General features: G+C 38.1%; 19 protein-coding genes, 5 tRNA genes and 1 pseudogene. 19 read left to right on the top strand and 6 right to left on the bottom strand.

Annotated features, from left to right (window positions below; genetic code table 11):
- The first annotated feature begins 9 nt into the window (after positions 1-9).
- The 5 genes from QMQ21_RS18300 (at position 10) to QMQ21_RS18280 (ending at position 430) form a co-directional block, all read left to right on the top strand.
- Positions 10-90: transfer RNA gene (locus QMQ21_RS18300), tRNA-Tyr, on the top strand.
- Between the two features lie 4 nt (positions 91-94).
- Positions 95-165 (top strand) — tRNA-Trp (locus QMQ21_RS18295).
- A gap of 14 nt (positions 166-179) precedes the next feature.
- Positions 180-252 (top strand) — tRNA-His (locus QMQ21_RS18290).
- A gap of 13 nt (positions 253-265) precedes the next feature.
- Positions 266-337: transfer RNA gene (locus QMQ21_RS18285), tRNA-Gln, on the top strand.
- Positions 338-346: 9 nt separating this feature from the next.
- A tRNA-Leu gene (locus QMQ21_RS18280) sits at positions 347-430 on the top strand.
- An 85-nt stretch (positions 431-515) separates the two neighbouring features.
- On the opposite strand, the gene QMQ21_RS18275 is transcribed toward QMQ21_RS18280, so the two are convergent.
- The 5 genes from QMQ21_RS18275 to QMQ21_RS18255 are packed head-to-tail and all read right to left on the bottom strand — an operon-like array spanning position 516 to position 4,006.
- Positions 516-1,649 carry a tyrosine-type recombinase/integrase gene (locus tag QMQ21_RS18275; RefSeq protein WP_009732034.1) on the bottom strand — a complete coding sequence of 378 codons (1,134 nt, stop codon included), beginning with the start codon at positions 1,647-1,649 and terminating at the stop codon, positions 516-518.
- Positions 1,650-1,652: 3 nt separating this feature from the next.
- The gene (locus QMQ21_RS18270) at positions 1,653-1,847 is read right to left on the bottom strand and encodes a DUF3173 domain-containing protein (RefSeq protein ID WP_000598356.1); all 195 of its coding nucleotides are present in this window, start codon (positions 1,845-1,847) and stop codon (positions 1,653-1,655) included.
- Between the two features lie 59 nt (positions 1,848-1,906).
- On the bottom strand, positions 1,907-2,293 hold the full coding sequence (locus QMQ21_RS18265) for a hypothetical protein (protein WP_001096843.1): 387 nt from the start codon (positions 2,291-2,293) through the stop codon (positions 1,907-1,909).
- Between the two features lie 2 nt (positions 2,294-2,295).
- Complete coding sequence (locus QMQ21_RS18260; RefSeq protein WP_261814347.1) at positions 2,296-3,492, bottom strand: replication initiation factor domain-containing protein; 1,197 nt, start codon at positions 3,490-3,492, stop codon at positions 2,296-2,298.
- 40 nt (positions 3,493-3,532) lie between these two features.
- On the bottom strand, positions 3,533-4,006 hold the full coding sequence (locus QMQ21_RS18255; RefSeq protein WP_049518300.1) for a hypothetical protein: 474 nt from the start codon (positions 4,004-4,006) through the stop codon (positions 3,533-3,535).
- Positions 4,007-4,327: 321 nt separating this feature from the next.
- Between QMQ21_RS18255 and QMQ21_RS18250 the strand changes: the two genes are divergently transcribed.
- The 11 genes from QMQ21_RS18250 to pcp all read left to right on the top strand — a co-directional run bounded on the left by QMQ21_RS18250 (position 4,328) and on the right by pcp (position 15,103).
- The gene (locus QMQ21_RS18250; RefSeq protein ID WP_261056627.1) at positions 4,328-4,780 is read left to right on the top strand and encodes a helix-turn-helix domain-containing protein; all 453 of its coding nucleotides are present in this window, start codon (positions 4,328-4,330) and stop codon (positions 4,778-4,780) included.
- Between the two features lie 258 nt (positions 4,781-5,038).
- Positions 5,039-5,866, top strand: coding sequence for an ABC transporter ATP-binding protein (locus QMQ21_RS18245; protein WP_261056628.1), 828 nt, complete (start codon positions 5,039-5,041; stop codon positions 5,864-5,866).
- Positions 5,859-6,557: an ABC transporter permease gene (locus tag QMQ21_RS18240; protein ID WP_023919729.1), complete on the top strand. Its 699-nt coding sequence runs from the start codon at positions 5,859-5,861 to the stop codon at positions 6,555-6,557. The genes QMQ21_RS18245 and QMQ21_RS18240 overlap by 8 nt, the downstream gene beginning before the upstream one ends.
- Positions 6,558-7,177: 620 nt before the next feature.
- Positions 7,178-8,455, top strand: a complete 1,278-nt coding sequence (locus QMQ21_RS18235; RefSeq protein ID WP_020903672.1) for a glutamate-cysteine ligase family protein — start codon at positions 7,178-7,180, stop codon at positions 8,453-8,455.
- 75 nt (positions 8,456-8,530) lie between these two features.
- Positions 8,531-10,015, top strand: coding sequence for a threonine synthase (gene thrC / locus QMQ21_RS18230; RefSeq protein WP_261814348.1), 1,485 nt, complete (start codon positions 8,531-8,533; stop codon positions 10,013-10,015).
- 60 nt (positions 10,016-10,075) lie between these two features.
- Positions 10,076-11,356: an MATE family efflux transporter gene (locus tag QMQ21_RS18225; RefSeq protein WP_261203799.1), complete on the top strand. Its 1,281-nt coding sequence runs from the start codon at positions 10,076-10,078 to the stop codon at positions 11,354-11,356.
- Positions 11,357-11,359: 3 nt separating this feature from the next.
- Positions 11,360-11,983 (top strand): HAD family hydrolase, encoded by a 624-nt coding sequence (locus QMQ21_RS18220; protein WP_247953593.1) that lies wholly within the window; start codon positions 11,360-11,362, stop codon positions 11,981-11,983.
- Positions 11,984-12,145: 162 nt separating this feature from the next.
- Entirely contained in the window at positions 12,146-13,348 is a 1,203-nt protein-coding gene (locus tag QMQ21_RS18215) for a LysM peptidoglycan-binding domain-containing protein (protein WP_247953594.1), read from the top strand.
- 199 nt (positions 13,349-13,547) lie between these two features.
- Positions 13,548-13,973, top strand: a complete 426-nt coding sequence (locus QMQ21_RS18210) for a MarR family winged helix-turn-helix transcriptional regulator (RefSeq protein WP_185952554.1) — start codon at positions 13,548-13,550, stop codon at positions 13,971-13,973.
- Between the two features lie 10 nt (positions 13,974-13,983).
- Positions 13,984-14,346 carry a DUF1304 domain-containing protein gene (locus tag QMQ21_RS18205; RefSeq protein ID WP_143952556.1) on the top strand — a complete coding sequence of 121 codons (363 nt, stop codon included), beginning with the start codon at positions 13,984-13,986 and terminating at the stop codon, positions 14,344-14,346.
- Between the two features lie 112 nt (positions 14,347-14,458).
- Positions 14,459-15,103 (top strand): pyroglutamyl-peptidase I, encoded by a 645-nt coding sequence (gene pcp / locus QMQ21_RS18200; protein ID WP_000866923.1) that lies wholly within the window; start codon positions 14,459-14,461, stop codon positions 15,101-15,103.
- A gap of 25 nt (positions 15,104-15,128) precedes the next feature.
- Here the strand turns inward: pcp and QMQ21_RS18195 are convergent, their stop codons facing one another.
- A complete protein-coding gene (locus QMQ21_RS18195) occupies positions 15,129-15,986 on the bottom strand; it encodes a DUF975 family protein (protein ID WP_000876906.1) in 858 nt (285 codons plus the stop codon).
- A gap of 118 nt (positions 15,987-16,104) precedes the next feature.
- On the opposite strand from QMQ21_RS18195, the gene tgt reads away from it, so the two are divergent.
- From tgt to QMQ21_RS18180, 3 genes and pseudogenes are all read left to right on the top strand, one after another.
- On the top strand, positions 16,105-17,247 hold the full coding sequence (gene tgt / locus QMQ21_RS18190) for a tRNA guanosine(34) transglycosylase Tgt (RefSeq protein WP_001285237.1): 1,143 nt from the start codon (positions 16,105-16,107) through the stop codon (positions 17,245-17,247).
- 100 nt (positions 17,248-17,347) lie between these two features.
- A complete protein-coding gene (locus tag QMQ21_RS18185) occupies positions 17,348-19,165 on the top strand; it encodes an acyltransferase family protein (RefSeq protein ID WP_261814936.1) in 1,818 nt (605 codons plus the stop codon).
- A 256-nt stretch (positions 19,166-19,421) separates the two neighbouring features.
- A pseudogene (locus tag QMQ21_RS18180) lies at positions 19,422-20,818 on the top strand (ISNCY family transposase).
- Positions 20,819-21,014: the final 196 nt, after the last annotated feature.

Here is a 21,014-nt window from a genome sequence, read left to right as displayed (position 1 = left end):
ATATATTTTGGAAGGGTAGCGAAGAGGCTAAACGCGGCGGACTGTAAATCCGCTCCTTCGGGTTCGGGGGTTCGAATCCCTCCCCTTCCATTTTACGGGCATAGTTTAAAGGTAGAACTAAGGTCTCCAAAACCTTCAGTGTGGGTTCAATTCCTACTGCCCGTGTTAATAGAATTATGGCGGGTGTGGTGAAGTGGTTAACACACCAGATTGTGGCTCTGGCATGCGTGGGTTCGATCCCCATCACTCGCCTATTTTATATTATTGGGGTATAGCCAAGCGGTAAGGCAAGGGACTTTGACTCCCTCATGCGTTGGTTCGAATCCAGCTACCCCAGTTACTATTTGCCGGCGTGGCGGAATTGGCAGACGCGCTGGACTCAAAATCCAGTGTCCGCAAGGACGTGCCGGTTCGACCCCGGCCGCCGGTATAGTATTAAAGACAAGGTTTTCGGACCTTGTCTTTTTCTTTTATTTGTTGAATTTGTAACGCTGAGTTACTTAAAATTACTAGTTTTATAACAAATCATCTAATTTATCCGCTAATTTTTGTTGCTTGCTTGGATACAAATGAGAGTATGTATCTATTGTTGTAGTTATAGAAGCATGTCCTAATCTTTCTTTTACGACAAGATAATCTTCTCCTTGGTTTATTAGTAGGGAAGCATGTGAATGCCTGAAGTCATGAATTCTTATTTTTTTTAAAGAACTATCTCTTTGTAATATTTTTTTATATTGTTTTTCGATTGAATCCTTAGTTATCGTAATCGGGCTATTTTGAAATATCTGTAGATCATCTAGGTTGGTTGTAAATTCTTTTAATCTTTCATGCTGTGTTTGCCTCCATTCTTCTAGTGTCTCCACTAGTTTGGTGTTCATGATGATTCTTCGGGTTCCAGCTTTTGTCTTTGTACTACTAATGTGTTCTTCACCTTTTTTAACGTATATTGATTTACTTACATGGATTGTATTTGTAGAAAACTCTATGTCCTTCCACGTTAGAGCAAGAGCTTCTCCGAGTCTTAGACCAGTAAAAAATAGAACTGTGAATAGTAATTTTATATTGTATTCATCGTTGCTAAATAGTGTTAAGAAATGCTTAAATTCTTTTACTGTCCAGAAATTTAATTTTACTTTTTCTATGGGTAATTTTTTCAGTAATCCTACGGGATGTTCCTTGTAAAATCCCTTTCTTAATCCAACATCCAGAATTTTCTTTAGTAAAATTATAATTTTATTAATAGTGTTTGGACTTAGCTTCTTTTCTGAGTTTTGAGTATTTTTATCTCTTAGATGTTCTCTGAATTGATAGATATCTTCATAAGTTAATTTAGCTACATCATCAACTTTTTCAAAATAGTTTTTTATATGCCTGTTATAGTTGTTTTCTTGTGTATCTATATAGCTTTGTTTTCTGTTGTTTATTCTATCCTCTTCTTTTAAGAGATCATAAAGGATATCAATTGATATTTTTGAGTTGAAACTTTTTTCTTTAAGTTCGACACTTCGTAAGTATTGTTCGGCCTCCAATGCTTCTTTTTTAGTTTTGAATCCTTTTCTTACAATTCTACGTTGTTTTAGAGATATTGGATTTATACCATTGGAAACATCAACAATCCAAGTTCCGTCTCTACTTTTACGTAAAGCCATAAGCTACGCTTCTTTCTGGAGTTCAATTCCTAATAGTTCTTCTGCGACACTGGCTGGAATTGTACCAATCCTTTTGTTATCGTAGATGTTAAAACCACGATTCACTAATAGTAATTTGCCGGTATGGATAATCTTTCTTGCAGTTCCTGGAGCAAATCCAAGTTCGATAAGGTCATCTTTTGTTACAGTTTTAATCATGTGATCTCCTTTTCTAATTAGATTAACTAAGGGGAGGATTAACTCCCCTTGTATTTTACTTATTTTTGTTTTACATCTACTAAATGGATAGCATCAGCCTTGTAATACATTGTCGTGCTAATCATAGTAGCTTGTAAATTGTCAAATGTAACTGGTACTTCATCCATTGCTTGGATATAGTCATTATCAACCAAGGCATCTGGATTGTCTACTGAGACTTGGGTTGATTTCTTTTTGAATTGTCCATCCTTGATTGTTACATTGTATTTCCAACCAATGATTTTATCGGTATTAAAACGTCTTTCGCTACCATCTCGGTTTTTGATAATTTCTCCGTTTGCATCTGCTCGGACTTCCGTTTCAAATTTTGGAATGACTTCATCCAATTCAAATTTTGTTCCAATGTTATTAAAATTCCAGTCATTTTGTGAAAGCATTTTTGCCATAGTTAATTTCTCCTTTTAATATTTTCTTTGATTGTAGGGATCAAATCCTCTCGTTTAAAGAGTATTGCTCTTTCTATTAATCCACTTGCTAAATCTGGTGGATATTCCATATTGTTGAGTGCGAGATAGTTAGCTTTCTCATACTCATGCAGTAAGTTATTGTCGTATAGAAATTTATACGCTTTTAGAATAGCTCCTGAACCTTTATAGGTAAACCATTCTAATTTTTGTTCTAGTTCTGTTTTTGATTTTGAAATAATGATAGAGACGGGTTTTGAATGGCCTAAAAACTTTTCCCAAGATCTCAAAGGTTTTGAGAAATAGCTATCACTATAGAACCTCACTTTTTCTTTGAGATATCCCTTGGTAAAGTTGAGAAGATCTATTTCTGAATGCAACCATTCTTGAATGAAGTAGTGAGCTTTTTCTTTCCTAAGTTCTAACTCAGTTCTTATCCAATTTTCTATATACCGCTTGCTGATACCGAGCTTCTCAGCTCGTTCTAAGCGTTTATCGTAAATTCTAAGTCTTTCGTCATCATTGGGTTTTCTCAAATATAAGGTCTGGCCGATTGTTTCATCTCCGTAGGTATTGTAGTAGGTACTTTTTCCATATATAAAGCGTTTCTTCTGACAAATCTTTAGAAGCTGATTAGGAGTGAAATAGGGTGTTTCATTAAAATCATCTATTGCAATATCAATTCGTCTTACTGAAAATTGATTGTAATTGTAGTAGAGGTTGTTCAGAAACTGTCTTTCGGACAGACTATTTGGATCTAATACCATATCTCTATAGAACTCGAGTGCCTGTCCTGACATGACAAGCATGTAGGACGACTCTTTCGCTCCATAGTAGATACGGATATTTCCATAATGAAGCTGGCTATCATAGTTATAGTATTTAAGGCTCCCTATATTCTCAATAAATAGGTCATAGTCAAGAAATAGAATGTCTTCGATTATTTCTCTTGGCGAAAATTCAGTCTTATCAAACTGAATTTGAATCCAGTCAAATACAGAACGTAAATGTTCATTTTTTGCCATAGATTTTGATTCAACTTTTTGCCTAATTTTGCCACCCTTAAAATCTGCGAAACCCTTGGCAATACTGAATTCTTTCGATGGTACACCTAACTTGCAGAGGGTGGTGTTACTACACACCCTATCGGTCAAAAATGGTCCGTCCGCATCTACGCTCATTTTCGGCTTTCTGCCTCATGGCTCAGCCGAAAACTCGCTATTAGCCGAACCTATTTTTTGACCTCTTGTTAACAAACCCTAGTAAGCCGGTTTGCATCGACTCTTCAATATCTTGGATTTTCTTTTTTAGGTTGGAATTCTCAATTTTTATCAGTCGCATTTCTCGCTTAAATTCCTGTTTTAAGGCGCTCAGTTCATCGTAGAGCTCATCTATTACTTGGTTTAGGGATTCTTGCTCATTGTCTGCTAGACTCCCAAATACGGATTGTATAGCCTCTTTTAGACCTATTTCAAGTTTTAGTTTAGCTAACTTTTGAAATTGTCTAAGGTCTTCGTCTGTAAAATCATAGGCAACTGTATAACTTAATTGATGAGTTCTGGGATTTCTACTGATAGGAATTTTAATTTTTTTAAATTCCTTGCCACTTATCTCTTTAATCAGTTGAATCCAATTTTTAAGAGTAGAGGTAGAGTTTAGGCCAGAAATTTGATTGACTAACTCTTTATTGGTCATCTTTTTGTGAAACCTCCGAAATTTTCTTGTGCAACTGAAGAGTTTTCTGTGGTATAATTGTTACATAATATGTTTTGATCTTGGAACGAACGGCACATTTGTTTCAAGATTTTTTTATTTTGTCGAATCTTACCTCCTTTATTAAAATTTTTTAAATCGAACTATTAGTTACATACGCTTTTACCTCCTTTTATGCTATAATATTCTCAATGGAATATTTAATCTTAAAATAAATATTCCTGATGGAATAATTCTATTTTATACCGTTTAGAATATTTTGTCAAGACAAAATATACAGAATCGAATATTAAAGAGGAAACAATGTTTAATAATAATTCTTTTGGAGATCGTCTTAAGGAACTGAGAAAGAGTAAGAAGTTAACTCAGGTACAAGTTTCTGAGATGATTGGTGTACAACAAGGTACTTATTCTCGTTGGGAGAATGGAACTTTAGAACCTAATTTAGAAGCTGTTGTCAAATTAGCGAAACTATTTGATACCACGACAGATTATTTACTAGGAAAAACGATTTACAGTACTCTAGATGTTATTCCTCATCCAATCACTAGAATTGATATGAAGAAGTTAAAAGAGTTTAATAAAACGGAACTAAATGATCTGAAATTTGCTATTGTCATGCATGGAATTAAAAATCATCTCACTGCATTTGACTATATGGACGAGCTAGTCTCTGAATATAATTTAGATGAAGAGGAGCAAGAAATATTGCAAACTCTCTTTAAAGAGGTTTATGATTATTTTAATGCAGATTGATGGTTTATAAGATTAAATCTCAATAGATAAAGATGAGTATATTTTTGTTGAATGATTTTACATTTAGCTTTTTTATTATAGCATTTGATTATTAGTGAGTAGACACATAATAAGCAACACCAGCAATGATGACAACTTTAGTAACGTTGTATGCGATAGCAGCAGCAAGCATGTAATTCACCTCCATAGTTATAATGTATTTATATTTTAATATTATTTCTAATGATTCAAGTATTTTTGTTAAAAAAGGAGAACAAAATGATAAAAGTGGACAATCTTTCTAAGCGTTTTGGCAATAAAATCGCTTTAGAGGACATTTCGTTTGACATTAAGGAAGGGGAAATCTTTGGTTTTCTAGGTCCTTCTGGTGCTGGTAAAACGACGACTATAAATATTTTGACAGGACAGTTATCACAGGATAGCGGAAAAGCTTATATTTTAAATAAAGAGTCTAATCAGTTACTTCCTTCGGATTTTTTAAATATTGGTATAATGAGTGATACTGTTGGATTCTATGGAAAGATGACAGTTTATAAGAACTTGCAATTCTTTGCTAAGTATCACAATGTGAGTTTAGATAAACTTGATGTTTTGTTGAAGGAACTGGAATTATTTGAAGATAAAGATAAGAAGGCAGAAAAACTATCAACTGGTATGAAACAGCGTATGCTTCTTATTCGGTCAATTTTGCATCATCCTAAAATTCTTTTTTTAGATGAACCTACATCGGGGTTGGACCCTGCTTTATCAAATAAAGTACATGATATTCTGATGAATTTAAAAAATGAGGGAACAACAATATTTTTAACAACTCATGATATGAGTGAAGCTACTAAAATTTGTGACCGTATATCATTGTTGAATTCAGGTCATATATTAGAATATGGTTCTCCTCAAGAAATCATAGATAAATATAGTCAGCAAGATAAGGCTGTTATTCGTTTTAAAAATGGAGATTCGATAATGGTGTCTCAAGCAGAGGCTGCTAGATATTTGGGTGGTTCTGATGTAGCTAGTGTGCATACTTTAGAAAATACGCTTGAGGATATTTTTATAAAGATTTCGGAGGATTCAAAAAATGTATAGATTGATGACACTTTTATGGTTACGTTGGGAATACTTAATTAGCAATAGAGTTTTGTTAGTTGTATGTGTAGCTACACCGTTTGTTGATTTTGCTATTTTACAAGCTATCCCTATGATTCATGGCGAATTGTATTTTTTAAACATGGGACTTAGTTTGATTTATAGTATGACAGCTGGTTCTTTTACCTCAATGATGATTTCTGAAGAAAAAGAGAAGAAGAATTTAAGAACATTGATATTGAGTGGTGTTACAAAATATAATTATATAATTTCTGTCATTTCATTCCCTTTTATTTTTTCTGTTTTATCGGCTTTGTTCATGCCTGTAATTTTTGGAGTCTCTATTCCAAATTGGCTAACGTATTTTGTTGTAGTAGTATTGACTACGTTAGCATTTATTCTGTTGAATTTATCTATAGGTTTGTTTTCTAAGACCCAAACTCATGCAACATTATTTAGTATGATTGTCTTGATTATAGCTACTTTTTTGCCTATGCTTTCATCTGATATGAGCAATAAAATTATGAGTTACATCACGAGATTTTCTTTTATAGGTGCTAACACAGAATATTTTATAAAACTTGAAAAATTTCAAATATCTGAATCAAGTGTGTTTGCTTTAATTTGTTGGGTAGTTGTACTTATCTTTATTTCAAATTTTGCATTTAAATGGAACTCTCGTGAGCATTGATTTATATAATTCTTTTAGAAATAAAGAGTTTGAGTGTATTATGCTTGTTAGATAATAATTAGGCCGTTATACGGCCTAATTATTTTAAGAAGTTCTTGATAAAAAATAGAAAGGCGCACTTACACACCATAAAAAATCTGCGATATTTTTGGTGTTAAAATACTCTGGTATATGGCAAGAAAAAGTTTTGTTAGAAAATGAATTATCAAATTCTTGGGCTAAAGAGTTGTTTTTGTTAAAATAATAAAAAACACTTACCTTAATTATCGGATTTTCAAATTGATCTCGCTAAACAAAACATTCAGTATGCTGGAAGTATTGATGATGCTCTTGGGAGATAAGTTATGGAGTGTTACCAAAAAATTACTAAAATTTGAAAAATGAGTCTATTTTGCAAGATTCAAAAGTCTTAAAACCCTATTAAATCAAGGTTATAATATTTAAAAAATGTAGTTATGGAACTCAAAATCCAGTGTCCGCAAGGACGTGCCGGTTCGACCCCGGCCGCCGGTATAGTATAGAGTTAAGGAACGTTGTAAATCTTCGTTCCTTTTTTATATTATTTTTGGTATAATAATAGTTATTCAAATTTTATTTAGATTATGAAAGTGTAGGGAAGTATGTCTCGTTCTATCGATTTATTAAAACATCGGTATTTGAAAAATATTAAAGAAAATCCTGAATTGTTTGTCGGGATTGAGCTGGAATATCCTGTTGTAAACTTGGAAGGGGATGCTACAGATGTTGAAGTTATCAAGTACTTATTCCGATATTTAGTTTCTGCTTTGGATTTTACTGTCGAAAAGGTTGATGATTTTGGGACTCCTATTCAGTTAGTGGAGCCAGCAAGTCAGGATGTTATTTTATTTGAAGTTTCCTATACTACGATTGAGTTTGCATTTGGTAAGGCTGAAACAATTCAAGAGGTCGAAAATCGTTTTAATAATTATATGGATGTAATTCAGAGAAAATTAGGCGAATCCAATCATGCTATCGTTGGCTGCGGTATTCATCCCAACTGGAATAAAAATGAGAATACTCCAGTTGCTTATCCACGTTATCAGATGTTAGTGGACTATTTGAATTTGAGTAGAAATATGGCTGAATCAGACTTGCATCATTTCCCTGAATATGGTGCTTTTATCTGTGGGAGTCAGGTTCAGTTGGATGTTTCAAAGTCTAACTACTTACGAGTGATTAATGCTTTTACCCAAATTGAAGGGGCTAAGGCTTATTTACTTGCCAATTCTGAGTTTTCAGGTGAGAATTGGGATACGAAAATTTCAAGGGATATTTTCTGGGAAGAATCGATGCATGGTATATATCCAGAGAATGTTGGTGTCAATGCTAGGCTCTTTAAAGATGAGGATGATTTTTTTGATTATCTAGATCATTCTGCAATTTTTACTGCGGAACGCGATGGGCAAACCTATTATTTTTATCCGATTCAGGCAAGGGACTATTTGGCTACAACTGAAATCCAAGCATATGCTCTTAATGGGGATGAGATTCTTATTTACCCTCAAGAGAAGGATTTTGAAACTCATCGTAGTTATCAGTACCAAGACTTAACGACTCGGGGTACAGTTGAGTTTCGTAGTGTGTGTACTCAACCTCTAGAGAGAACCTTCGCTTCTGCAGCTTTTCACTTAGGATTGTTGGTTAATTTAGATAAGTTAGAAGCTTACTTAGAAACAGCGACTTTCTTTAAAGAATTTGGGCGAAATTACAAGTTTTTAAGACGACAATTTTCTAAGAAAAAGCTTACAAATGAGGAAGAAACTGCGATTATTGAATTTTCCAAACACATACTCCTGCTAGCTTGCGAAGGACTGGAGATGAGAAATAAGCAAGAAACAAGCTATTTACAGCCTTTGAAAGAAGAATTGGGCCTATAATTTCTCTTATAAAAGGAGAATTTTCTGAAAAATCATGATATAATGGATGAGACTATAGATAAAGGATAGAGAGTAATGACATTAGTTTATCAATCAACGCGTGATGCCAACAATACAGTAACTGCTAGCCAAGCTATTTTGCAAGGTTTGGCGACGGATGGTGGTTTGTTTGCACCGCTTACTTATCCAAAGGTAGATTTGGACTTTGACAAATTGAAAGATGCTTCTTACCAGGAAGTTGCTAAGTTAGTTTTGTCAGCATTTTTAGATGACTTTACAGCTGAGGAGTTGGACTACTGTATCAACAATGCCTACGATAGCAAGTTTGATATTCCAGCTATAGCGCCTTTGGTGAAATTAGACGGCCAATACAATTTGGAACTGTTCCATGGTTCAACAATTGCTTTTAAGGATATGGCCTTGTCTATTTTGCCATACTTTATGACAACAGCTGCTAAGAAGCATGGTTTGGAGAACAAGATTGTCATCTTAACAGCGACATCTGGTGATACTGGGAAAGCTGCTATGGCAGGGTTTGCGGATGTGCCTGGAACTGAGATTATCGTCTTTTATCCAAAGGATGGTGTCAGCAAGGTTCAAGAGTTGCAAATGACTACTCAGACTGGTGATAATACTCATGTTATCGCTATTGATGGTAACTTTGATGATGCTCAAACAAATGTGAAGCATATGTTTAACGATGTAGCCCTTCGTGAAAAATTGGCTGCTAACAAGTTACAATTTTCATCAGCTAACTCTATGAACATTGGTCGTTTGGTACCACAAATTGTTTATTATGTTTATGCCTACGCTCAGTTGGTTAAGACTGGTGAAATTGTGGCTGGTGAAAAGGTTAACTTCACAGTACCAACAGGAAACTTTGGAAATATCTTAGCTGCCTTTTATGCTAAGCAAATTGGTTTGCCAGTTGGCAAATTAATTTGTGCTTCAAATGACAACAATGTCTTGACAGACTTCTTCAAGACACGTGTTTACGACAAGAAACGTGAGTTTAAAGTAACAACTAGTCCATCTATGGATATCTTGGTATCTTCAAACTTAGAGCGCTTGATTTTCCATCTTTTGGGAAATGATGCGGTTAAGACAGCTGAACTCATGAATGCCTTGAATACACAAGGACAATATGAATTGACAGACTTTGATGCAGAGATTCTGGAACTCTTCGCGGCTGAATATGCGACTGAAGAAGAAACGGCAGCAGAAATCAAGCGTGTCTACGAGTCAGATTCTTATATCGAGGATCCACATACGGCGGTTGCCTCGGCAGTTTATAAGAAATACCAAGTGGCTACTGGCGATGTGACTAAGACAGTGATTGCTTCAACAGCTAGTCCTTATAAGTTCCCAGTGGTTGCAGTAGAGGCTGTAACAGGGAAAGTAGGTTTAACAGACTTTGAAGCCTTGGCTCAATTACATGAAATTTCAGGTGTTGCAGTACCACCAGCAGTTGATGGCCTTGAAACATCTCCAGTTCGTCACAAGACAACCGTGGCAGCTACTGATATGCAAGCAGCGGTGGAGGCTTATCTAGGACTTTAAGACAGAGGGAGTAAACTCGGTTGGGAAACCAACTGAGTTTCTTTTCATCAGGAGGAGAGATTGTTTAAGAAAAATAAAGACATTCTTAATATTGCATTGCCAGCTATGGGTGAAAACTTTTTGCAGATGCTCATGGGGATGGTGGATAGTTATTTGGTCGCTCACTTGGGCTTAATCGCTATTTCAGGTGTTTCAGTAGCTGGCAATATTATCACGATTTACCAGGCGATTTTCATCGCTCTGGGAGCTGCTATTTCCAGTGTTATTTCAAAAAGTTTAGGGCAGAAGAATCAGTCTAAGCTAGCCTATCATGTGACTGAGGCGTTGAAGATTACCTTACTATTAAGTTTCCTTTTAGGATCTTTGTCTATCTTTGCTGGGAAAGAGATGATAGGACTTTTGGGGACGGAGAGAGATGTAGCTGAGAGTGGTGGACTCTACCTATCCTTGGTAGGCGGATCGATTGTTCTTTTGGGCTTGATGACCAGTCTGGGTGCCTTGATTCGTGCAATGCATAATCCACGTTTGCCCCTCTATGTGAGTCTTTTATCCAATGCCTTGAATATTCTTTTTTCAAGTCTAGCTATTTTTGTTCTGGGTATGGGGATAGCTGGTGTTGCTTGGGGGACAATTCTGTCTCGTTTGGTAGGTCTTGTGATTTTATGGTTACAATTAAAACTTCCTTATGCGAAGCCAACTTTTGGACTGGATAAAGACTTACTGACTTTGGCAATACCAGCAGCTGGAGAGCGACTGATGATGCGAGCTGGAGATGTCGTGATCATTGCCTTGGTTGTTTCTTTTGGAACAGAGGTAGTTGCTGGGAATGCAGTCGGAGAAGTCTTGACCCAGTTTAACTACATGCCTGCCTTTGGCGTCGCTACGGCAACGGTCATGCTGGTGGCTCGAGCGGTTGGAGAGGATAATTGGAATAGAGTAGATAAGTTGAGTAAACAAGCCTTTTGGCTTTCTCTGGTCCTCATGTTACCCTTGACCTTCAGTATCTATGCTTTGGGTATACCACTAACTCATCTCTATACGACTGATTCTCTAGCGGTGGAGGCTAGTGTACTAGTGACACTTTTTTCACTACTTGGTACTCCTATGACGATAGGAACAGTCATCTATACAGCAGTCTGGCAGGGTTTGGGCAATGCTCGGCTTCCCTTTTATGCGACAAGTATAGGAATGTGGTGTATCCGCATTGGAACAGGATATCTGATGGGGATTGTGCTTGGTTGGGGCTTGCCCGGTATTTGGGCCGGAACCCTTTTGGATAATGGTTTTCGCTGGTTATTTCTACGCTATCGTTACCAGCGCTATGTGAGCTTGAAAGGATAGGAAATGCAAAAAACAGCTTTTATTTGGGATTTAGACGGGACTTTATTGGACTCTTACGAAGCGATTTTGTCAGGAATTGAGGAAACTTTTGCTCAGTTTTCTATTCCTTATGATAAGGAGCAGGTGAGAGAGTTTATTCTCAAGTTTTCTGTGCAGGATTTGCTGGAGAAAGTTGCGGAAGAGCGAAAACTGGATGTCGAGGTGCTAAATCAGGTGCGTGCCCAGAGTCTGGCTGAGAAGAATGCTCAGGTAGTTTTGATGCCAGGTGCGCGTGATGTGCTAGCTTGGGCAGAGGAATCAGGAATTCAGCAGTTTGTTTACACTCATAAGGGAGATAATGCTTTTGCCATTCTCAGAGATTTGGGTTTGGAATCCTATTTCACAGAGATTTTAACCAGTCAGAGTGGCTTTGCGCGGAAGCCAAGTTCAGAAGCGGCTACCTATCTGATAGACAAGCATCAGTTGAATCCTGACAATACTTATTATATAGGGGATCGGACTCTGGATGTGGAATTTGCCCAGAATAGTGGGATTCAAAGCCTCAACTTTTTAGAGTCGACTTATGAAGGTAATCACAGGATTCAAGCGTTAGCAGATATTTCCCGTATTTTTGAGGCTGAGCAATAAAAAGATTATGTCAGTTTTGTGACAGAGACCTAACAAACTATTTCAAGTAACCGAGTTTGTTACAAGGAATAGACAGTTCTATTAAATAGGCCCGAGAGGGCTTTTTTTCTGCATTTTTTGTGTTATCATAGACAGGTACTCATTTGAAAGGAATTTGAAAGAATGAAGAAAAGAATATTATTAGCCTCAACAGTAGCCTTGTCATTTGCCCCAGTATTGGCAACTCAAGCAGAAGAAGTTCTTTGGGCTGCACGTAGTGTTGAGCAAATCCAAAATGATTTGACTAAAACGGACAACAAAACAAGTTATACCGTTCAGTATGGTGATACCTTGAGCACCATTGCAGAAGCCTTGGGTGTAGATGTCACAGTTCTTGCGAATTTGAATAAAATCACTAATATGGACTTGATTTTCCCAGAAACTGTTTTGACAACGACTGTCAATGAAGCTGAAGAAGTAACAGAAGTTGAAATCCAAACTCCTCAAGCAGACTCTAGTGAAGAAGTGACAACTGCGACAGCAGATTTGACAACCAATCAAGTGACCGTAGATGATCAAACTGTTCAGGTTGCAGACCTTTCTCAACCAATTGCAGAAGCTCCAAAAGCGGTAGAAACTACAAGTACAAAAGAAGTGGCAACAAATTCAGAAGTTGCAGAGACAGTTGCTACTGTAAAAGAAGTAGCACCATCTACAAATACTTCAACGTCAGAGGAGCAAACAGCCGAGACAAGCAATGCAGTTGCAGAGGCAGCTCCTCAGGCAACAATTCCAGCTGAGAAAGAGGAAACACAAGCCAGCCCTCAAGCTGAATCAGCAGTGGAAGCAACTACAATACCAGTAGAAGAAACAGCACCTGAAACAACTGCAACAAGTTCAGAAGAAGCAAAAGAAGCCTCATCAAATGAAGCTACAACAGCAGTTTCTACTTATCAACCAGAAGAGAAGAAAACAGTTGCAACAACTTACGCAGCTCCAGCAGCGCCCGATTATGCTGGACTTGCGGTAGCGAAATCTGAAAATGCAGGCCTTCAACCACAAACAGCTGCCTTTAAAGAAGAAATTGCTAACTTGTTTGGCATCACATCCTTTAGTGGTTACCGTCCAGGAGACAGTGGAGATCACGGAAAAGGTTTGGCTATCGACTTTATGGTACCAGAAAGCTCAGAACTAGGGGATAAGATTGCGGAATACGCTATTCAAAATATGGCTAGCCGAGGAATTAGTTACATCATCTGGAAACAACGTTTCTATGCTCCATTCGATAGCAAATATGGACCAGCTAATACTTGGAACCCAATGCCAGATCGAGGTAGTGTGACAGAAAACCACTATGACCATGTTCACGTTTCAATGAATGGATAAACCAGACTTGGTAATATCATTTTTTACGAATGAGATCTAGCTTTCATGATAGGAAGCGAGTCTCGTTCGTTTTTTCTTTGTCAATTTGAATGGGAAGTTACCATCTTGTAATAATCCAAGCAACATTCTTGCAATTTATTTTACTTTGCATTATACCTGATTAGTCAACTATTGATCAATCAATAAAAAGGAGGAAGAAATGATAGAGATTCAAGATCTGCTTTATCAACTCCGCTTGTCTGAGCAAGCGAGTACGCAATTGTTTAAAAAAAAACTTGGGATTAGTTTGACACGGTATCAGATTTTACTGTTTCTGCTGAAGCATTCCCCTTGTAATCAAATAGCGGTTCAGGAGCGTTTGAAGATTGATCAGGCTGCTTTGACCCGACATTTCAAAATTCTGGGAAAGGAAGGTTTGGTGGAGCGTCATCGTAATCCTGAAAATCAGCGAGAAGTGTTGGTGGAGGCTACGAAGTATGCCAAAGAGCAGTTAGTTGTGAATCCGCCTCTGCAGCATATCAAGGTTAAGGAAGAGATGGAAAGTATCTTAACAGAGTCTGAAAGAACAGAACTCAGCCGTTTAGTAAATAAATTGGTTTTGGGTATTGAAAATATAGAAATTTAAGGAGAAATAGATGTCAATTATTACAATCATTTTAGCAACGATTGTTGCTTTGGAGCATTTTTACATTTTTTATTTGGAAAGTATTGCAACGCAATCAGATGCAACCAGTCGAGTATTTAACATGGAAAAGGAAGAACTGGCTCGTCCGTCTGTAAGTTCATTGTTTAAAAATCAAGGGATTTATAATGCTCTGTTAGGAGTCTTTCTCTTGTATGGGATTTATTTCTCACAGAATTTAGAAATTGTGACTATTTTTGTTTTATTTGTGATTGGTGCTGCGGCTTATGGCTCTCTCACAGCAGATAAGAAAATTATTTTGAAGCAAGGTGGACCAGCTATTTTGGCCTTGATTAGTATTTTTCTCTTTAAATAAACTTTAATGCCGGTCTGATCCTCTCTAGTCCTTTTCACTCCAGAATAAGGGAAATATGTTATACTTGTTTTTAAGAAAATAGTTTCATGGAATTGGTTGTAAGGAGTTAGAAATGAAAGTATTAGTGACAGGTTTTGAGCCCTTTGGAGGGGAAAAGGTCAATCCAGCTTTGGAGGCCATTAAAGGTTTACCAGCTGAAATCCATGGTGCTGAGGTCCGTTGGCTAGAAGTGCCAACAGTCTTTCACAAATCGGCCCAAGTATTGGAAGAAGAAATGAGTCGTTATCAACCGGACTTTGTCCTTTGTATCGGCCAAGCAGGTGGAAGAACCAGCTTGACACCTGAGCGAGTGGCTATAAATCAAGACGATGCACGCATTCCTGATAACGAAGGTAATCAGCCGATTGACCTTCCCATTCGTCCAGATGGTGCTCCGGCTTACTTTAGTAGTCTGCCGATTAAAGCGATGGTCCAAGCTATAAAAAAAGAGGGCTTGCCGGCCTCTGTTTCAAATACGGCAGGGACTTTTGTCTGCAATCATTTGATGTATCAGGCTCTCTATTTGGTAGAAAAGAAATTTCCACATGTTAAGGCAGGTTTTATGCACATTCCTTATATGATGGAACAGGTGGTGAATCGACCGACTACTCCAGCTATGAGTTTAGTGGATATTAGGCGAGGGATAGAAGCGGCAATCGGGGCTATTATAGAACATGGAGATCAGGATCTCAAGTTGGTAGGTGGAGAAACTCATTGATAGAAAAAAGCTTGAGGGGCCACCTTCAAGCTTTTGGACGTTTTCGAGCCAGTACTGCTCGGTAAAAAATCATTTTATTGATTTTAATGTAGGGTAGGAGTGAAAAACTAGCAATTCCAAAGGTAATCCAATTGAGGAAGTACCAAGGAAGGAGTTGTAAGTCTAGTACAAAACGCTGAAACTTATAGCCTTTCATCAGGAAACGGCTGGTTTTAAGGATTTGCCCTGGTTTAGCTTGGCCCAAGTCTAGGGTGTCACAGAGGAGAAATTCTACCTGCGAATAGGCATAGTATTGTGGAATATAGAGACTATTTCCGACAATCATCAAGAGGATACTTGCTAGAAAATAGAGACCAAAGGTCATGAGGAAACGTTCAGTTTCAACTGACGAGAGATCCAGATTAGGAAACTCAGGATGAAGGACAACGAATTTCTTGGCTAAAAAGCTACTGTAAAAGAGAAAGTAAATCCCGAGTAAACTAGGAATGCTCCATAAGAAGAGATAGAAACGTTTGAGAAGTAGAGTCAAAAAGGTTTGTGAAAAGTGCTCTTCGTTAAAGAGAGTGAGACTATTTTTGACGGATAGTTCTGTATCTGGATTCTTGATGAGTTTCAGCGTTGTATAGACTGAACTGGTCAGAAGTATTGTTCCGATAAAGGAGACTAATAGAGGAAAAAGGTAGGCTTGGAATACATGGCCAAACACGCTTAAAAAGGGTTGTTCTAAAACACTCTCGTTGATGCGCTCTAAGGGATTGAGGAAGCCAGACAAAATGATCAGCATGCTAGGTAAGAGATAGACGAGAAAGAGACGGGGATTTTCAGCCTGAAATTGTCTAGCTTGCAGACGAATGGTTTTTAAATCAATTTTTGGGTATTTCATTCTCTCATTATACACCATAGTTCGTGACAGTTCCAGCTTTTTTTGATAAAATCATACAGTATGCCCTTGGGCACAAAGTATGAACTGGGACTGTTTTTCCCAGCTTCGGAGGTAAAAAATGTCAGATTCACCAATCAAATATCGTTTGATTAAGAAAGAAAAACACACGGGAGCTCGTCTGGGAGAAATCATCACTCCCCACGGTACCTTCCCAACACCTATGTTTATGCCAGTTGGGACACAAGCCACTGTCAAAACTCAGTCGCCTGAAGAATTGAAGGAGATGGGTTCGGGAATTATCCTGTCAAACACCTATCATCTCTGGCTTCGTCCTGGAGATGAACTCATCGCACGCGCAGGTGGTCTCCACAAGTTCATGAATTGGGACCAGCCTATCTTGACAGATAGTGGTGGTTTTCAGGTTTATTCCTTAGCAGATAGCCGTAATATCACAGAAGAAGGAGTAACCTTTAAAAACCATCTCAATGGTTCTAAGATGTTCTTGTCCCCAGAAAAAGCCATTTCTATTCAGAATAATTTGGGCTCAGACATCATGATGTCCTTTGACGAATGTCCTCAGTTTTATCAACCTTACGACTACGTTAAGAAATCAATCGAGCGTACCAGCCGTTGGGCTGAGCGTGGTTTGAAGGCTCACCGTCGTCCGCATGACCAAGGGTTATTTGGGATTGTGCAGGGGGCTGGATTTGAAGATCTTCGCCGTCAATCGGCTCACGACCTTGTCAGCATGGATTTCCCAGGCTACTCTATTGGTGGTTTAGCAGTTGGAGAAACCCACGAAGAGATGAATGCCGTCTTGGACTTCACAACCCAACTGCTACCTGAAAATAAACCTCGCTATTTGATGGGTGTGGGAGCGCCAGATAGCTTGATTGATGGGGTGATTCGTGGTGTAGATATGTTTGACTGTGTCTTGCCGACTCGTATCGCTCGTAATGGGACTTGTATGACCAGTCAGGGACGTTTGGTTGTCAAAAATGCCCAGTTTGCTGAGGACTTTACACCACTGGATCCTGAGTGTGATTGCTACACATGTAAGAACTATACACGCGCCTACCTTCGTCACCTGCTCAAGGCTGATGAAACCTTTGGTATTCGCTTGACTAGCTATCACAATCTTTACTTCTTGCTTAACCTGATGAAGCAAGTGCGACAAGCCATTATGGATGACAATCTCTTGGAGTTCCGTGAGTATTTTGTTGAAAAATATGGCTATAATAAATCAGGGCGTAATTTTTAAACTGGAATTGATATAAGCTAAAAATCCTAAGTTTTCTCTTAGGATTTTTCTTCTTTTTTTGATAGAATAAAGTGTACAATGAAAGGAAGAATAAACTCGTATGCGCATTAAATGGTTTTCCTTGATTAGGATTACAGGTTTACTTTTGGTACTCTTGTATCACTTCTTTCAGACCATCTTTCCAGGAGGATTTTTCGGGGTAGATGTCTTTTTCACATTTTCAGGTTTCTTGATCACGGCTCTACTCATCGAAGAATTTTCTAAAAATCATGAAATTGATTTGCTTGGATTTTTTAGAAGACGCTTTTATCGGATTGTGCCACCTGTGGTTTTGATGGTCTTGGTGACCATGCCCTTTACTTTCTTGGTTCGTCAAGACTATGTAGCTGGAATTGGCGGTCAGATTGCGGGTGTCTTAGGCTTTATGACTAACTTCTATGAACTTCTAACAGGTGGGAGTTATGAATCACAGTTCATTCCTCACTTGTTTGTTCATAATTGGAGCTTGGCCGTTGAGGTTCACTACTATATCCTCTGGGGATTGGCAGTTTGGTTCTTATCCAAACAGGCTAAATCAAATGGTCAATTGAAGGGGATGGTTTTTCTCTTATCAGCTGCTGCCTTTTTAATCAGCTTCTTCTCCATGTTTATTGGTAGTTTTCTAGTGACCTCTTATTCCTCTGTTTACTTCTCCAGTTTAACTCATGTCTATCCATTCTTTTTGGGAAGTATCCTAGCAACGATTGTAGGCGTTCGTCAGACGACTTCCCTCGTCAAGCAGTTGGATAAAATCTGGGATTTACGCAAGACCCTTTTGGTTTTTGGAGGAGGTTTTGGCTTCTTACTCATTTTGACCTTCTTTGTCAAATTTACCTATCTTTTTGCCTATCTTATGGGCTTCTTACTTGCTAGCCTTGCAGCTCTTGCTATGATTCTGGCGGCGCGTGTCTTACATGAAAAGACACATCATATACAAGAGACAAAGATGATTAGCTTTTTAGCGGATACTAGCTATGCAGTTTATCTCTTCCATTGGCCTTTCTACATCATTTTCTCACAGTTGACCTCAAATCTTCTTGCTGTGTTATTAACTTTGATTTTTTCTTATGGATTTGCCAGTCTTTCATTTTATGTATTGGAACCTTGGATTGCAGGCAAGAACACACCTATTTTACAAACTCTTCGTCCCCTGCCTTATATTCACACAATTCTTGCAACAAGTACGGGAATCTTGGCCTTCATTGTCTTCTTAGTGACTTTGTTGGCACCACAAGTGGGAGCGTTTGAGACAGACTTAACTGTCAATGGCTTGAAGCAAGCTGCTAGTACTATTGCCCAAACAAAAGTGATAGCAGAACGAGCAGAAGCTGATAGTTTAGGAATTGCTGATGGCACTATGTTAATTGGTGACTCGGTGGCTTTAAGGGCAAATACAGCCCTGCAGACAGCTCTTCCTGGAGCACAAATTAACGCGCAGGTCAGCAGAACAACCAAGACTGCCAATGAAATCATGATAAACAATAGCCAAAATAAATTTTTACCTAAGATGGTGGTCATTGCGACTGGGGTAAATAATCCTGAAAATTACAAGGAAGACTGGGACAGTATCGTGAAAAATCTTCCTAAGGGCCACCATATGGTTTTGGTGACTCCTTATGAGGGAGATAAGACAAAAGAGACCTATGCCATCGTTGAGAAGGCTGCTGCCTACATGAGAGAATTGGCAGAGAAGACACCTTACATCACGATAGCAGATTGGAATCAAGTTGCGAAAGAGCATCCAGAAATTTGGGCAGGAACAGACCAAGTCCATTTCGGAAGTGACACTAGCACTATTGAAGCAGGAGCAAAATTGTATGCAGATACGATTGCCACAGCCTTGAAGACAGCTCAAGACAAGCCAGTCAAATCAAAATAACGTGTATTAAAAAGAGAAGAGTTGGAGAAATCCAACTCTTTTAAAATATCGCATCTCTGTGCCTTTCTTGTGTTTGTGGTTGAACAACAAGTATAACACAGAGGTGTTTTCTTATGTCTACACTTTCAGCTAGTTGAACCATCTAATTTTTAGGAGGGCTGGGTGGCTAACTTCATTATATAACTTTCATTTAGTAAATCGAACGTGAAAATGTCCCATTTGATAAAATAGTCGTATGAAAAGAATCCAACTGAATATGAATGAAACGAAAAAATATCTTGTGATAAAAGCTATAGACCAAGGAAAGAAAACAAAGAATCGAGCCTGTGTCGAACTGAATCTTTCTGAAAGACAAATCAATCGTCTGCTACTAGCCTATCAACAGAAAGGAAAAGAAGCCTTCAGACACGGAAACAGAAATCGAAAACCAAAACATGCAATCCCTGATGAAATCAAAGAACGTGTCCTAAAGAAATACCTCTCCTATGAAACATATAAACCAAATGTCCTTCATTTCTGTGAATTACTAGCTGAAGAAGAGGGAATTCAGCTCTCTGATACAACTGTTAGAAAAATACTCTATAAGGAAAACATCCTCTCTCCCAAGTCTCACAGAAAGACAAAGAAGAGACTAAGAAAACAAGCTAAACTGAACCGCAATCATCCCCTAGACAATCCAATCTTACCGTCCGCTAAAGATTTCCTGGAAGACACTAAAAAGCTACATCCTAGTAGACCCAGAAAGAAATTTGCTGGAGAACTCATCCAAATGGAGGCTAGCCCTCATGCCTGGTTTGGAGCAGAAACCTCTAACTTACACTTAGCCATTGATGATGCTTCCGGCAATATCCTAGGGGCTTATTTTGATAAAAAAGAGAACTTGAATGCTTACTATCATGTCCTTGAACAAATATTAGCCAATCACGGCATTCCCCTTCAAATTAAAACAGATAAGAGAACGGTCTTTACCTATCAAGCCTCCAACTCTAAGAAAATGGAGGACGATACCCATACACAGTTTGGATACGCCTGTCACCAACTGGGGATTCTCCTTGAGACAACCGCTATCCCTCAAGCTAAAGGGAGAGTCGAAAGACTCAATCAGGCACTACAATCTCGCCTGCCTATTGAACTGGAACGAAACAATATTCATACCTTGGAAGAAGCCAATACTTTCCTTCTTTCCTACATTCAAACCTTTAATGAACAGTTTGGAAACAAGACAAAACTCTCTGTCTTTGAGGAGGCTCCTAAGCCCTCTGAACGAAATCTCATTCTGGCTAGACTGGCGGAGAGAGTCGTCGATAGTGGACACCATATCCGATTCCAAAATCGTTGCTATATCCCTGTTGAACAAGGAAAAGAAGTCTACTTCAGCAGAAAGACGAAAGCATTCGTTATAAAAGAAGTTGACGGTGACATCTACCTCAATATCGCTGACAAGATCTATCACACAAAGGAGCTACTAGTTCATGAACTCTATTCGAAAAACTTTGAATCAGAACCAGAACAAAAAAAGAAAGACGCAAGTATGTCCCTCCACAAACCCATCCGTGGAAACTCACATCTTTCAAACAATATCTTCAGAAAAATAAAAAGGATTATGAAGAGTTTACTAGTGAGGAGCTTCATTCTCCTCAGCTACAAGTATAATCTATTTCTCGCTAAATGGGAAGCTGTTCCTTAAAGGAAATCACTCTATCCCTTACATTTAGGAGAGAGAAAGTAAGGAGTCTAAGACAAGCATTTCATTTGATAAGAGGCTTGGAGTTGTGAGGCTAGAGAGCCAAGGCTAAGACTAGCCTTGGTTTAGCTGAAAAAACAGCTTCAAGGGTTCCTCGTGTCAAAT

This window comes from Streptococcus bouchesdurhonensis (genome assembly GCF_948472335.1).
Note: the sequence above shows the minus strand (reverse complement) of the source record. Positions and strands in the feature narration are given on the sequence as shown.